The sequence below is a fragment of the Streptosporangium carneum genome (assembly GCF_027922005.1).
In the GTDB taxonomy this organism is placed as follows: Bacteria; Actinomycetota; Actinomycetes; order Streptosporangiales; family Streptosporangiaceae; genus Streptosporangium; species Streptosporangium carneum.
Map to the genome: position 1 here is coordinate 12,059 of NZ_BSEV01000018.1, position 15,640 is coordinate 27,698.

2 protein-coding genes are annotated in these 15,640 nt (G+C 74.6%); both read left to right on the top strand.

Annotated features, from left to right (window positions below):
• Nucleotides 1-6 precede the first annotated feature (6 nt).
• The gene (locus PKF00_RS29940; RefSeq protein ID WP_271221024.1) at nt 7-15,432 is read left to right on the top strand and encodes a non-ribosomal peptide synthetase; all 15,426 of its coding nucleotides are present in this window, start codon (nt 7-9) and stop codon (nt 15,430-15,432) included.
• The gene (locus PKF00_RS29945; protein WP_271221025.1) at nt 15,429-15,638 is read left to right on the top strand and encodes an MbtH family protein; all 210 of its coding nucleotides are present in this window, start codon (nt 15,429-15,431) and stop codon (nt 15,636-15,638) included. Before PKF00_RS29940 ends, PKF00_RS29945 begins: the two co-directional genes overlap by 4 nt.
• Nucleotides 15,639-15,640: the final 2 nt, after the last annotated feature.

Here is a 15,640-nt window from a genome sequence, read left to right on the forward strand (position 1 = left end):
TTCCCCTTGCCCGCGGACGTGCTCGCGCTGACCGGTGCCCAGCTGGGCGTGTGGTACGCCCAGCGCCTCGACCCCGCCGACCCGAGCTTCAACGTCGGCCAGTACGTCGAGCTGTGCGGCCCCCTCGACCTCGAACTGTTCGGCAGGGCCGTGCGGATCGGGATCGGCGAGGCGCAGGCCCTGAACGTGCGGATCGTGGACGGCCCCGACGGTCCGTGGCAGGTGCTCGGCGAGGGGCCCGCGTGGACCCTCGACGTCGTCCGCAGCGACCCGCAGGACGCGCTCCGCGCCATGAGGGAGGACCTCGCCACCCCGGTCGACGTCCTGCGAGGACCGCTGTTCGCCCAGGTCCTGTACGAGGTGGGGCACCAGCGCTACCTCTGGTACCAGCGCTTCCACCACATCGTCATGGACGGCTACAGCTTCACCCTCCTGGCCGGACGGATCGCCCAGGTCTACACGGCGCTCGTCGCGGGCAGGCCGTACGGGGACAGCCCGTTCGGCCCGCTGTCGGCGATCCTCGGCCAGGAGGCGGAGTACCGGGCCTCGGGCAGACGGGAGGAGGACCGCGCCTGGTGGCGCGCCAGGTTCGCCGACCGGCCCGAGGTCCCGGAGACGACCTCGGGCCCGCAGACGTACGGCTTCCTGCGCGAACGGGCGGAGATCCCCGGGCAGGCCCTGCTCGGGGTCGCCAGGGCGACAGGCGGGACGTGGGCGGACGTGGTGGCCGCCGTCACCGCCGCCTACACCCACCGGATGACCGGCGTCGCCGACGTCGTCCTCGGCATGCCGTTCGCGGGACGGCTCGGCGCGGGGACGATGCGCGTGCCCGGCATGGCCGTCAACGTCCTGCCGATCAGGCTCGCGCCCGCGACCGCGCCGACGCTCACCGCCCTCACCCGCCAGGCGGCGGCCGAGATCGCCGCGGCCCGCTCCCACCAGCACTACCGGGGCGAGGACCTGCAGCGCGACCTCGACCTGGTCGGCTCGGGGCGCAAACTGTACGGCCCCTCGGTCAACGTCAAGGCCTTCGACTACGCCCTCTCCTTCGCCGGAATCGACGGCGTCGCCCGCAACCTCGCCGCGGGCCCCGTCGACGACCTGGAGTTCTCCTTCTACAAGACCCCAGAGGACGTGCTGGTCCTCGAACTGGACGGCAACGCGGGCAGGTGCGCCGAGGAGGACCTCCAGGCCCACCTCCGGCGTTTCCTCGCCTTCGCCGCCGCGCTCGCCGACGCGCCGGACACGCCCGTCGCGAACGTTCCGCTGATCACGCCACAGGAGCGTCGCCTCGTCCTGGGCGGCTGGAACGCGACCGGGACGCCCGTCACCCGGACGACCCTCGTCGAGGCGTTCCGCGCCCAGGCCCGCCGCACACCCGACGCCGTCGCCGTGCGGGACCGCGCCGACGCCTCCCCGGCGGGCCTCACCTTCGCCGAGCTGGACGCCCGGTCCGACCGCCTCGCCGGGCTGCTCGTCGACCGCGGCGCGACGCCGGAGCGGATCGTCGCCCTCGAACTGCCGCGCGGCGCCGGCATGGTCGTCGCCCAGCTCGCCGCGCTCAAGTCAGGCGCGGCCCACCTCGTGCTCCCCGCGGACCTGCCCGCCGAGCGGCGGGCCTTCCTGCTCGCCGACGCCGACCCGGTGCTCACGGTCACCCCGGACACCCTCGCGGAGGCCTCGGCCCGCCCCGAAGGAGCGCCCGGCGTGACCGCGCTCCCCGGGTCGCTGGCCTACGTGCTCTACACCTCGGGGTCGACCGGGCAGCCGAAGGCGGTCGCCGTCACCCACGCCACCCTCGCCAACCTGTGGGAGCACCACAGGAGCACCCTGCACGGCGGGCCCCGCCGCAGGGTCGCGCACTCGTACGCGTTCTCGTTCGACTCCGCCTGGGGCCCGTTCCTGTGGATGGTCTCCGGACACGAGCTGGTCGTCTTCGACGAGCACGAGCGGCGTGACCCCGCCTCCTTCACCGGCGTCGACGTGATCGACGTCTCCCCGTCGTTCTGCCTGCAGCTGGCCGACGCCGACATGCTCGACAGGCCGGGACGCCCCGGCCTCGTGCTGCTCGGCGGCGAGGCCGTGCCCTCGGCACTGTGGCGGCGGCTGCGCGAGACCCCCGGCCTCCGCGCGCACAACCTGTACGGCCCCACCGAGTTCACCGTCGACGCCCTCTGGGCCTGGCTGGACGACAGCCAGGAGCCGATCGTGGGACGCCCGGTCGGCGGCGCGCGCGCGTACGTGCTCGACGCCGGGCTCGCCCCCGTGCCGCCGGGCGTGGCGGGGGAGCTGTACGTCGCGGGCGGCGGGCTGGCCCGCGGTTACCTGAACCGTCCCGGCCTGACCGCCGAACGCTTCGTCGCCGACCCGTTCAGGACCGGCGAGCGGATGTACCGCACCGGCGACCTGGCGCGCTGGCGGGCCGACGGCACGTTGGAGTTCCTCGGCCGCACCGACGACCAGGTCAAGATCCGCGGGCACCGGGTCGAGCTCGGCGAGGTCGAGGCCGCCCTGGCGGCCACGCCGGGAGTCACCCAGGCCGTGGCGGCCGTGCGGGGCGGCCTGCTGGTCGGCTACGTCGTCGGCGAGGGCCTCGACTCCGCCCGGGTGCGAGGCGTCCTGGCGGCGCGGCTGCCCGGATACATGGTGCCCGCCGCCGTCGTCGTGCTCGGCGAGCTGCCGCTGACCGAGCACGGCAAGCTCGACCGGCGCGCCCTGCCCGCCCCCGAGTTCACCGCCACGGGCCGCCCGCCGCGCGACGCCGTCGAGGAGACGCTCTGCGGGATCTTCGCCGAGGTCCTCGGCCTCCCCGAGGTCGGGATCGACGACAACTTCTTCGAACTGGGCGGCGACAGCATCACCTCCATCCAGGTCTGCGGACGCGCCAGGAAGGCGGGCGTCGCCGTGACGCCGCGGCAGGTCTTCGAGCTGAAGACCGTCGCGGGACTGGCCCCCGCCGCAGGGACCGTACGGCAGGCGCGGGCCGACGACGGCGTCGGGCTCGTCCCGGTCACGCCGATCGTCGCCTGGCTGCGCGACCTCGGCGGGGCGGCCTCCGCCTACAGCCACTCGGTCACCCTCGACGTGCCCGCCGACCTCGACGAGCGGCGGCTGCACGAGGCGGTGCAGACCCTGCTCGACCACCACGACGCGCTCCGCGCCCGCCTCAACCCCGACTGGACCCTCGACGTCCGGCCCCGCGGCGCGGTCCGCGCCGCGGACGTCGTCGACGCGGGAGACGACCTCGACCCCGCGGCGGGCCGGATGGTCGCCGTCACCCGGACGGGGGAGCGGCTCACGGTCACCGTCCACCACCTCGTCGTCGACGGCGTGTCCTGGCGGATCCTGCTGCCCGACCTGCGCGCCGCCCTCGAGGGGCGTCCGCTCGAGCCGGTCGGCACCTCGCTGCGCACCTGGGCGACCACCGTGGCGGGCCTGGACGTGTCCGGCGAGCTGCCGTACTGGACCGGCGTGCTCGACCGCCCCGACCCGATCCTCGGCGCGCGCGTGCCGGGGCCGGGCGACACCGTCGGCACCGCCGTCCGGACCTCCGTCACGCTCCCGCCGGACCGCACCGCCGCCCTGCTCGCCGCCGCCGCGCGCTGCCGCGCGGGGATGGACGAGCTGCTGCTCGCCGCCCTGGCCCGCGCCGTCGGCAGGGACGAGCTGCTGGTGCAGACCGAGGGCCACGGCCGCGACCTGGTCGACGAACTCGACCTGTCGCGCACCGTCGGCTGGTTCACCGTCGAGCACCCGGTCCGCGTCAGGCTCGGCGGCGCGGACACCCCGGCCGACGTGCTCAGGCGAGTGAAGGAGGCCGTCAGGGCGGTGCCGGGAGGCGGCCTCGGATACGGCGTCCTGCGCCATCTGCGCGGCCTGCTCGACGGGCTGCGGGGGCCGCAGATCCTGTTCAACTACCTCGGCCGTTTCGCCCAGGGAGACGCCTTCACCGCGGCCGACGACCCGGAGATGGCCGCGCCGTACGCGCTGGAGGTCAACGCCTTCCTGCACGAGACGCCCGAGGGACCCTCGCTCGCCGTCCACTGGTCCTCGCCGCGCGACGTGCTGGACCTGACGGACCTCCTCGAGCGCTGGGACGCCGCGCTGGCCGAGCTGTCCGAGACGGCCGACGCGCTCACCCCGTCCGACCTGCCGCTCGTCGAGCTCACCCAGCGGGAGGTCGACCGCCTGCCCGCGGGCACGGCCGACGTGCTGCCGCTGTCGCCGCTGCAGGAGGGCCTGCTCTTCCACGCCGGGTTCGACGAGTTCGACGTCTACACCTCCCTCACCCACCTCGACCTGACAGGCCCGGTCGACGGCCTGCGCGAGCGGATGCGGCGGCTGCTCGCCAGGCACGACAGCCTGCGCGCGGTGTTCCTGTCCGAGGGCTTCGACCGGCCCGTCCAGGTCATCCCGGCGCGGGCCGACCTGCCCTGGCGGGAGATCGACCTCACCGGCGAGCCGGAACGCCTCGAAGAGGTCGAGCGCGCGGAGCTGGCCCACCGCTTCGACGTCACCGGCTCGCCGCTGCTGCGCTGCCTGCTCGTCCGGCTCGCGCCCGGCCGCCACCGGCTGCTGCTGACCGCCCACCACCTCGTCGCGGACGGCTGGTCCACCCCGCTCATCGTGCGCGAGCTGGTCTCCGGCACGGCCGAGCCCGCTCCGCCGTACCGCGACTACCTGTCCTGGCTGGGGCGGCGGGACCGGGACGCCGACGTCGCGGCGTGGCGGGAGGCGCTGGCCGGGCTGACCGAGCCGACGCTGGTCGGCGGCGCCGAACCCGCGCGCGTCCCGGTGACGCCCAGGGACGTGCCCGTCGAACTGCCCGCCGCCGTCGGAGACAGGCTCGGCGCGTTCGCCAGGAGGCACGGCCTCACCCTCAACACCGTCGTCCAGGGCGCGTGGGCGATCCTGCTCGGCCTGCTCACCGGGCGTGACGACGTCGCCTTCGGCGCGACCGTCTCCGGCCGCCCCGCCCACCTCGACGGCGTCGAGAACATGGTCGGCCTGTTCAGCAACACCGTCCCGGTGCGGGTGCGGCTGAACCCCCGCGAGTCCGCGCCCGCCGCGCTCGCCCGGATCCAGGCGGAGCAGGCCAGGCTGCTGGAGCACCAGTATCTCGGCCTGGCCGAGATCCAGGCCCTCGCCGGAGCCGGCACGCTCTTCGACACGCTGGTCGTCTTCGAGAACTACCCGGTCGGCCAGGGGCCCGCGGGCGGGGAGACGACGGTGACCGGCGCGGGCAACCGCGGCTACACCCACTACCCGATGACCCTGCTCGTGCTGCCCTCGGGCAATCCCGTGCTCGGCCCCGACGGCGGCGGACCCCGGTTCGTCCTGGAGTACCGGCCGGACGTGTTCGGCGAGGACGAGGCAGGGGCGGTCGCCGCCCGGTTCGTCCGCGTGCTCGAGCAGATCGCCGAGGGAGGCGCGGTCGGCGAGATCGACGTGCTGCTGGAACGGGAGCAGGTCCTCGGCGACTGGATCGCGACCGGCGCGGAGATCCCCGAGGGGACCGTCGTCGACGTGTTCGAGGCGCAGGCCGCCGCCACGCCGGACGCGACCGCGGTGGTCTTCGGCGAGACCTCCCTCACCTACGACCAGCTGAACCGGCGCGCCAACCGGGTCGCCCACGCCCTCACCGGCCTCGGCGCGGGCCCGGAGACGCTGGTGGCGCTCGCGCTGCCCCGATCCGCCGACCTCGTCGTGGCGCTGCTCGCCGTCCTCAAGACGGGCGCGGCGTACCTGCCGATCGACCTCGACTACCCCGAGGAACGGCGGCAGCTCATGCTCGCCGACGCCAGGCCCGTGCTCGTCCTCACCAAGCTCCCGGACGCCGACGGCGGCCCGGAGACCGACCCCGTCGTCACGCGGGATCCCCGGCAGCAGGCCGTCGTCATCTACACCTCCGGCTCGACGGGACGCCCGAAGGGCGTGCAGATCGCGCACGAGGGCCTGACGAACCTCTACCGCGACCACCGCGACACCGTCTTCGCCCGGGCGGTCGAGGCGGCGGGCGGGCGGCGGCTGCGCGCCGCGCACACCGCCTCCTTCTCCTTCGACTCCTCCTGGGAGCAGCTGCTGTGGCTGCTGTGCGGCCACGAACTGCACGTCTTCGACGAGGAGACCAGGCGCGACGCGGAGGCGACCGTCGCCCTGGCGGCCGAACGGCGGATCGACACCCTCGACGTCACCCCGACCTTCGCCGAGCAGCTCGTCGACTGCGGCCTGCTCGAAGGGCCGCACCTGCCCGTGCTCGTGCTCCTCGGCGGCGAGGCCGTCCCCGACGCGCTGTGGCGCCGCTTCCGCGAGACGCCCGGCGTGATCACGCACAACTACTACGGGCCGACGGAGGACACCGTCGACACGCTCGGCGCGGCCCTCGACGAGAGCCCGACCCCGGTCGTCGGGCGGCCCATCGCCAACACCCGCGTCTACGTGCTCGACCGCGGGCTGCGGCCCGTGCCCCCCGGCACCGCGGGCGAGCTGTACATCGCCGGAACCGGCCTGGCCCGCGGCTACCTGAACCGTCCCGGCCTGACGGCCGAGCGGTTCACCGCCGACCCGTTCCAGCACGGCGAGCGGATGTACCGCACCGGCGACCTGGCCCGCTGGCGGGCCGACGGCACGCTGGAGTTCCTCGGCCGCACCGACGACCAGGTGAAGGTGCGCGGCTACCGGATCGAGCTCGGCGAGGTCGAGGCCGCGCTCACCGCGCAGCCGCACGTCTCCCGCGCCGCGGTGATCGTCAGGGACGACCGGCTCGTCGCCTACGTCGTGGCCGAGGGACCGGTCGACGCCGAGGCGCTCGGCCTGCCCTCGTACATGGTTCCCGCGGTCGTCACGCTCGACGCGCTGCCGATGAACGTCCACGGCAAGCTCGACCGCGCCGCCCTCCCCGCCCCGGGGACGGGCGGGACGGCGGGACGCGCCGCCCGGGACGAGCGGGAGGAGATCGTCGCAGGCGTGCTGGCCGACCTGCTCGACGTGCCCGCCGTCGGCGTGGACGACGACTTCTTCGGCCTCGGCGGGCACTCGCTCCTCGCGGCCCGCGCCGTCAACCGCATCCGGCGCGCGCTCGGCGCGGAACTGGCGATCAGGGACCTGTTCGAGGCCAGGACCGTCGCCAGGCTGATGCCCAGGCTCGGCAGGACCGGGCGCGTGCCGCTCACCCGCGCCGAACGCCCGGAGCGGACGCCGCTGTCGGCCGCGCAACGGCGGCTGTGGTTCCTCCACCATCTGGAAGGCCCAAGCCCCGTCTACAACATCCCCTTCCGTCTCCACCTGGACGCCGGGACCGACGCCGCCGCGCTGCGCGCCGCCTGGCACGACGTCGCGGCCAGGCACGAGATCCTCCGCACCGCCTACCCCGACGTGGACGGCACGCCGTACCAGCGGATCCTCGACCAGGACCCGCCGCTCGTGACCGCGGGCAGCACCGGGGAGCGGCTCGCCGCCGACCTGGCGGAGGCCGAGGCCCACGGCTTCGACCTCCCCGCCGAACCGCCGCTGCGCGGGACGCTGTTCACCCTCGACGACGGCGGGCTCGTCCTGTCCGCCGTCTTCCACCACATCGCGAGCGACCAGTGGTCGGAGGGCGTGTTCCTGCGCGACCTGGCCACCGCCTACGACGCCAGGCTGTCCGGGCGTCCGCCGCTCTGGGAGGAGCCCCCGCTCCAGTACGCCGACTACACGCTCTGGCAGCAGGCCGTTCCGACCGAGGAGGCCGAGCGTCACTGGCGGGACGCGCTGGCCGGGATCCCCGACGAGCTGGCGCTGCCGTACGACCGGCCCAGGCCGCACACCCCCACCCACCGGGGCGGCACCGTCAGGCGCGAGCTTCCCGAGGACGTCCACCTGGGGATCGCGGCGCTCGCCAGGCGGGCCGGCGTCACGCCCTTCATGGTCCTGCAGGCCGCCGTCGCCCTCCTGCTCGGCAGGCTCGGCGGCGGAACCGACATCCCGCTCGGCGTCCCCGTCGCGGGCCGCCAGGACGAAGCCCTCGACGACGTCATGGGCCTGTTCGTCAACACGCTCGTGTTGCGCGCCGACCTGTCGGGGAACCCGTCCTTCGGCACGTTGCTCGAGCGCGTCAGGGAGACCGAGCTGGCCGCGCTCGCCCACCAGGAGCTGCCGTTCGAGCGGCTCGTCGACATCGTCGCCCCTGCCCGTTCGCTCGCCAGGCACCCGCTGTTCCAGGTCATGACCCAGTACCACCGGGCCGCGGCCGCCCACGGCCTCGGCGAGCTCGAACCGGACACCAGCGTCCACGCGCGCTTCGACCTCGCCTTCAACGCCGTCGACGACGGAGACCGCACCCACCTGTCGGTGATCTACGCCCGCGACCTGTTCGACGACGCCACGGCGGGCCTGCTCGCCGAGCGCCTCGTCCACGTGCTGCGCCAGGTCCTCGCGGACCCCGAGCTGACGGCCGGGGCCGTGGACGTGCTGTCCCCCGCGGAACGCGAGCTCCTCACCGGCACGTGGAACGCGACCGGTCACGAGGTGGCGGCGGGCACGCTCAGCCGTCTCATCGGGGCGCGGGCCCGGCGCACCCCCGACGCCCCCGCCGTCGTCGCCCCGGGCTCCGACGGCCTGACATGGACCGAGCTGACGTACGCGGAGCTGGAACGGCGGGCCGACCGGCTCGCCTGGACGCTGGCGGAGGACGGAGCGGGCCCGGAGACGATCGTCGCGATCTCCGCGCCCCGGTCGGCGGAGCTGATGGTCGCCCTGCTGGCCGTGCTCAAGACGGGCGCGGCGTACCTGCCGATCGACCCCGACCATCCGGCCGAGCGGCGTGAGCTCATGCTCGCCGACGCCCGCCCGGTCCGCCTCCTGTCCGCCGAGGACGTCAGCCGGGTCGTCAGCGGGGCAGGCGACGACCGGCCCTTCCCCGACGCCTCGGCGCCGGGTCACCCCGCGTACGTCATCTACACCTCGGGCTCGACCGGGCGTCCCAAGGGCGTCGCGGTCGAGCACAGGGCGATCGTCAACCGCCTCGCCTGGATGCAGGCCGAGTACGGCCTCACCGCCGCCGACCGGGTGCTGCAGAAGACCCCCGCCGGATTCGACGTGTCGGTGTGGGAGCTGTTCTGGGCGCTGTGCGAGGGCGCGGCCGTGGTCCTGGCCAGGCCCGGCGACCACCGCGACCCCGCCCTCCTCACCCGGCTCGTCCGGGAGCGGTCCGTCACGGTCGCGCACTTCGTGCCGTCCATGCTGCGCGCCTTCCTCACCGACCCCGGCGTGCCCGGCTGCACGAGCCTGCGCCACGTCGTCTGCTCCGGCGAGGCGCTGCCCGCCGACCTCGCCGCGGCCTTCCGCGACCTGCTCGACGTGCCGCTGCACAACCTGTACGGCCCCACCGAGGCCGCCGTGGACGTCACCTGCCAGGAGTACGCCGGCGACCCCGGCACGGCGACGGTCCCGATCGGCCGCCCCGTGTGGAACACCAGGACGCACGTGCTCGACGCCGCGCTGAGGCCGGTGCCGATCGGCGTGCCCGGCGAGCTCTACCTGGCCGGGGACCAGCTCGCCCGCGGTTACCTGAACCGTCCCGGCCTGACCGCCGAACGCTTCGTCGCCGACCCGTTCAGGACCGGCGAGCGGATGTACCGCACCGGCGACCTGGCGCGCTGGCGGGCCGACGGCACGCTGGAGTTCCTCGGCCGCACCGACGACCAGGTCAAGATCCGCGGGCACCGGATCGAACTCGGCGAGGTCGAGGCCGCCCTGCACGCCCTGCCCGGTGTGCGGCAGGCGGCCGCCGCGGCCGTCGAAGGCCGCCTGATCGGTTACGTCGTCGGCTCGCCCCGAGGCGGAGGCGACGGCGCGGAAGCGCCGCTCGACCCGGCCGTCCTGCGGTCCGAGCTGGCGGCCCGGCTTCCCGGGCAGCTGGTGCCGTCCGTGATCGTGCCGATCGACGCGCTGCCGCTGTCGGTCAACGGCAAGCTCGACCGGCGCGCGCTGCCCGCCCCCGCCGCGTCCCCCACCGCCACGGGCGCGGCCAGGCGGGGAACGTCCAGGGAGGAGACCCTGGCCGCCGCCTTCGCCGAGGTGCTCGGCCTCGACGCGGTCGACCCGGACGAGGACTTCTTCGGCCTCGGCGGCGACAGCATCATGTCCATCACCCTGGTCGCCAGGGCGCGCGCCGCCGGGCTGACGATCGCCGCGAAGGACGTCTTCGAGCACCCCACCGTCGCCGGTCTCGCGGCGGTCGCCAGGGCGGAGACCCCCCAGGCGGACGTCGCCGTCGACGCCGCGGAGGAGGCGGGCGGACCGCTGCCGCTGCTGCCGGTCATGCACTGGCTCCGCGAGCAGGGCGCCGGTGTCGAGGGCGTGCACCAGGCCCGGCTGCTCCAGGTGCCCGCAGGACTCGGCCAGGACCGGATCACCGCCGCCTTCGACGCCCTCAGACGCCGCCACGACGCCCTGCGGCTCCGACTGGACAGGCCGCATCCGGCCGTCTGGTCGGCGGAGGTCACCGCCGAGACGCCCGCGGACGCCGCCGTCGAGGTGCGCAGGGTCACGTCCATGGCCGACCTCGACGCCGAGTACCGCGCCGCCGTCGACCGGCTCGACCCCGCGAGGGGAGCGGTCCTCCAGGCCGTCTGGTTCGACCTCGGCCAGGAGCCGGGGCGTCTGCTCGTCGTCGCCCACCACCTCGTCGTGGACGGCGTGTCCTGGCGGTTCCTGCTGCCCGACCTGGCGGACGCGATCGAAGGACGCGACCTCGCCCCCGTCCCGGTCTCCCTGCGCCGCTGGTCGCGGAGGCTCGCGGAGGAGGCGCAGGCCCCCCACCGGCTGGCCGAGCTCGACCACTGGCTCGCCACCCTCGCCCCCGGCGCGTCCGGGCTCGGCGGACGACGCCTGCCGTCCTCGGGGACGCCCGCCGTGCACGAGACGACACTGGACGCCGAGCTCACCCGCGGCCTGCTGGCCGCGCGGGGCGGAATGAACGCGCTGCTGCTCACCGCGCTCGCCCACGCCCTGCGGACGGACGGTCCCGTGCTGGTCGACCTTGAGGGACACGGGCGCGAGCACTCCGAGCTCGACCTGTCGCGGACCGTCGGCTGGCTCACCGCCGTCCACCCGGTGCGCCTCGACCCCGGCAGGGGAGACGCGGTCGCGGCGTTCAAGCGGATCAGGGAGCAGCTCAGGGCGGTGCCGGACGGAGGCCTCGGATACGGCCTGCTCCGCCACCTCAACGCGCAGACGGCGGCCGTGCTCGCCTCGTCGCCCCGCCCCGAGATCCTGTTCAACTACCTGGGCCGGTTCGGCGTCGGCAGGGCCGAGGACTGGGAGATCGCCGCGGAGGAGCTCCCCGAGCTCGGCTCCGGCGTCTCACCGTACGGGCTGGAGATCGACGCCGTCACCCAGGACAGGGCCGACGGGCCGCGGCTGCGGGTCACCTGGACCTCGACCGTCCTCGACGGCGACGGCCTGGCCGGCCTCGCGGAGCGGTGGACCGCCGTGCTCGCCGCGCTGGCGGACCCGGACGTCCTGGCCGGCGTCCTGACCCCGGGCGACCTGCCGCTCGTCTCGCTCACCCAGGAGCAGATCGACGACCTGCCCCCGGGGACGGTCGACGTGCTGCCGCTGGCGCCGCTGCAGGAGGGCCTGCTCTTCCACGCCAGCGTCGACGAGGGCGCGCTCGACGTCTACACGGTGCAGAACTTCCTCGAACTGCGCCGCCCGATGGACGCCGACCGGCTGCGCGAGGCCTGGCGGCGGATCGCCGACCGGCACCCCAACCTGCGCGCCGGGTTCCGGCACGACGGCCTCGACCGCGCCGTCCAGTTCGTTCCCGGGGAGGCGGAGCTGCCGCTGACCGAGATCGACCTGACCGCCGTCGCCGGACAGCCCGTCGCGGAGGAGGTCCCGGTCGAGGGCGTCGACCTCGGCTTCCTCGCCGACCCCGCGCAGCGGGCCACGGTCGCGCGGATCCTCGCCGAGGACCGCGCCCGGCGCTTCGACCTGGCCAGGCCGCCGCTCGTCCGGTTCACGCTGGTCAAGCTGGCCGACGACCACCACCTGCTCATCATGATCCACCACCACATCCTGTGGGACGGCTGGTCGGAGGGCCTGTTCCTGCGCGAGCTGTTCGACGTCTACGACGGGCGCGAGCCCGCCAGGGTGACCCCGTACCGGGACTACCTGGCGTGGCTGTCGCGGCAGGACGCGGACGCCGCCTTCGCGGCGTGGCGGCAGGCCCTGGCCGGGCTGGCCGAGCCGACGCTGCTGGGCCAGGGCGGCGGCGAGCTGACCCCGGTCATCCCGGACGCCGTCATGGCCGAGCTGCCGGACGGGTTCGGACCGGCGCTCACCGCCCAGGCCAGACGGCACAGGCTCACGCTCAACACGCTGCTCACCGCCGCGTGGGGAATGGTCCTCGCCGGGGTCACGGGGCGTTCGGACGTCGTGTTCGGCAGCACCGTCTCCGGACGGCCCGCCGAGGTGCCCGGCGTCGAGTCGACCATCGGCCTGTTCCTCAACACCGTCCCCGTGCGGGTCACGGTGGACCCGGAGGAGACGCTGCTCGACCTGCTCACCCGCCTCCAGCGCGACCGCTCGGCCGTGCTCGCGCACGAGCATCTCGGCCTGGGCGAGATCCAGCGGGCGGCCGGTCTCGGCCAGCTCTTCGACACCCTGTACGTGCTGCGCAACTTCGGCGACGACGAGGACGAGCGGCTCAGGATCACCGAGTCGTACGGCATCGCCGAGATGGACAGCGTCGACGGCACCCACTACCCGCTGACCCTCGTCGTCACCCCGGACGAACGGCTCAAGGTGTCCCTGGCCTACCGTCCCGACGTGTTCGACCGGCCGCTCGCGGAGGCGATGCTGGCCCGGTTCGTCAGGCTGCTCGAGCAGATCGCCGACGACGTGGCGGCACCCGTCGGCCGCCTCGACCCGCTCGGCCCCGACGAGCGGCGGCAGGTGCTCCAGGACTGGAACGACACCTCGCACCCGCTGCCGGACAAGACCGTGGCCCGGCTGCTGGAGGAGCAGGCGGCCCGCACGCCGGACGAGGTCGCCCTGGTCTTCGGCGAGCTGCGCCACACCTACGCGGAGCTGAACGCCCGCGCCAACCGCATCGCCAGGATGCTCGCCGGAAGGGGCGCGGGGCCCGAGCGGATCGTCGGGCTCGCGCTGCCGCGCTCGGCCGACATGGTCGCCGCGCTGTTCGCGGTGCTCAAGACCGGCGCCGCCTACCTGCCGCTCGACCTCGACTACCCCGCGGACCGGATCGAGCACATGATCGCCGACGCCCGTCCGGTGTGCGTGCTCACCCCGGACGAGCTGCGCGACCTGGACGACCTGCCCGGCGACGACCTCGGGCTCGACTTCCCGCTGAGCCACCCGGCCTACGTGATCTACACCTCCGGTTCGACCGGGCGGCCGAAGGGCGTCGTCGTCCCGTACGCCGGGCTCACCAACATGCAGTTCAACCACCGGGCGGAGATCTTCGACCCGGTCGTGGCGGAGGCGGGGCGCAGGCTGCGGATCGCGCACACCGTGTCGTTCTCGTTCGACATGTCCTGGGAGGAGCTGCTCTGGCTGGTCGAGGGGCACGAGGTGCACGTCCTCGACGAGGAGATGCGGCGCGACGCGCAGGCGCTCACCGCCTACTGCGCCGAACACCTCATCGACGTCGTCAACGTGACCCCGTCCTACGGCCAGCAGCTCGTCGACCACGGGCTGCTGGAGGGGCACGTGCCGCCGCTCGTGCTGCTCGGCGGCGAGGCCGTCGGCCACGCCCTGTGGGAGACGCTGCGGACCACGGAGGGGACCCTCGGCTACAACCTGTACGGGCCGACCGAGTACACCATCAACACGCTCGGCGGCGGGACCCGTGACAGCGTCACCCCGATCATCGGCAGCCCGATCTGGAACACCCGCGTCTACGTGCTCGACGACCGGCTCCGCCCGGTGCCCGTCGGCGTCGCGGGCGAGCTGTACGTCTCCGGGATCGGGCTGGCCCGCGGCTACCTCGACCGCCCCGGCCTCACCGCGGAACGCTTCGTCGCCGACCCGTTCCAGCAGGGCGAGCGGATGTACCGCACCGGTGACGTCGTGCGGTGGCGCGGCGACGGCAACCTCGACTTCCTCGGCAGGGCCGACGACCAGGTGAAGATCCGCGGGTTCCGGGTCGAGCTCGGCGAGATCGAGGCCGTGCTGGCCGCGGAGCCGGGCGTCGGCCAGGTCGCGGTCGTCGCCCAGCCGGGACCGGTCACCCGCCTGGTCGCCTACGTCGTGCCCTCGGGGGACGGCCCCGGCGACCTGGCCGCGGCGCTGCGGGAGCGGCTGCCCCACTACATGGTCCCCTCGGCCTTCGTCCCGCTGGAGGCGCTGCCGCTGACCATCAACGGCAAGCTCGACCGGCGCGCGCTTCCCGCGCCGGACTTCGCGGCGGCCGTGTCGTCCCGCGAGCCGCGCGACGAGCGCGAGGCCGCGCTGTGCCGGGTCTTCGCCGAGGTGCTCGGCCTGCCCAGGGTCGGGATCGACGACAGCTTCTTCGAACTCGGCGGACACTCGCTGCTCGCCATGCGGCTGGCCGCCCGGGTCAGGGCCGAGCTCGGGACGCCCCTCAAGCTGGCCGCCGTCATGGCCAGCCCGACCCCGGCCGAGCTGGCGGCGCACCTGGCGGGCGGCGCTCCGGGCGGGTTCGACGTGATCCTGCCGCTGCGGGCGGGTGGCGACCTGCCGCCGCTGTTCTGCGCGCACCCGCCCGCCGGGTTCGCCTGGCTGTACGGCGGGCTGCTGCCGCACCTGGACCAGCGCAGGCCCCTGTACGGCATCCAGGCGCCGCAGCTGTCCGGGGAGGACTTCAGCCCTGCCAGTCTCCGCGACCTCGGCCGGGCCTACGCGGACCGGATCGCCGCCGTGCAGCCCGCGGGGCCGTACCACCTGTTCGGCTGGTCCTTCGGCGGGCAGGTCGCCTACGCGATCGCGACGGCCCTGCGCGAGCGCGGCGAGGAGGTCGCCTTCCTCGGCGTGCTCGACACCTTCCCGATGGACGCCGAGGACGAGGCGGCACGCACCCCGGAGGAGCTCGACGAGCTCAGCAGGGCTGAGACCGAGGAGTTCCTGCAGGGGCTGCGCGAGTCGGCGGGCGTGCTCGCCGACTTCGACGACGCGACCGTACGGGCCATCGCGACCGTCCACCGCGCCTGCATGGGCCTGCTGCTCGGCGCCGACTACGCCCGCTACGACGGCGACCTGCTCGTCGTCACGGCGATGAAGGACCGGGTGGAGACCGGTGACCACCTCCAGTGGGCGAGCCACGTCGACGGGGCGATCGTCAACCACGACGTCGACTTCACCCACGCCGAACTGCTCACCCCCAGGGCGCTCACCGTGATCGGCCCCATCGTCGACCGAGCGCTCGCCGCCGTCCTGACCGACGCATCCGAGGAGAACCCCCGATGACCAACCCCTTCGAAGACGCCGACGCCTCCTACCTGGTGCTGGTGAACGCCGAGGGCCAGCACTCGCTGTGGCCCGCCTTCGCCGACGTGCCCGGCGGCTGGGAGAGCGTCCACGGCCCGGCCTCGCGCGCCGACTGCCTGGCGTACGTGGAGGAGAACTGGACCGACATGCGGCCGCTGAGCCTCGTCACCGAGATGGGCGGCTGAGC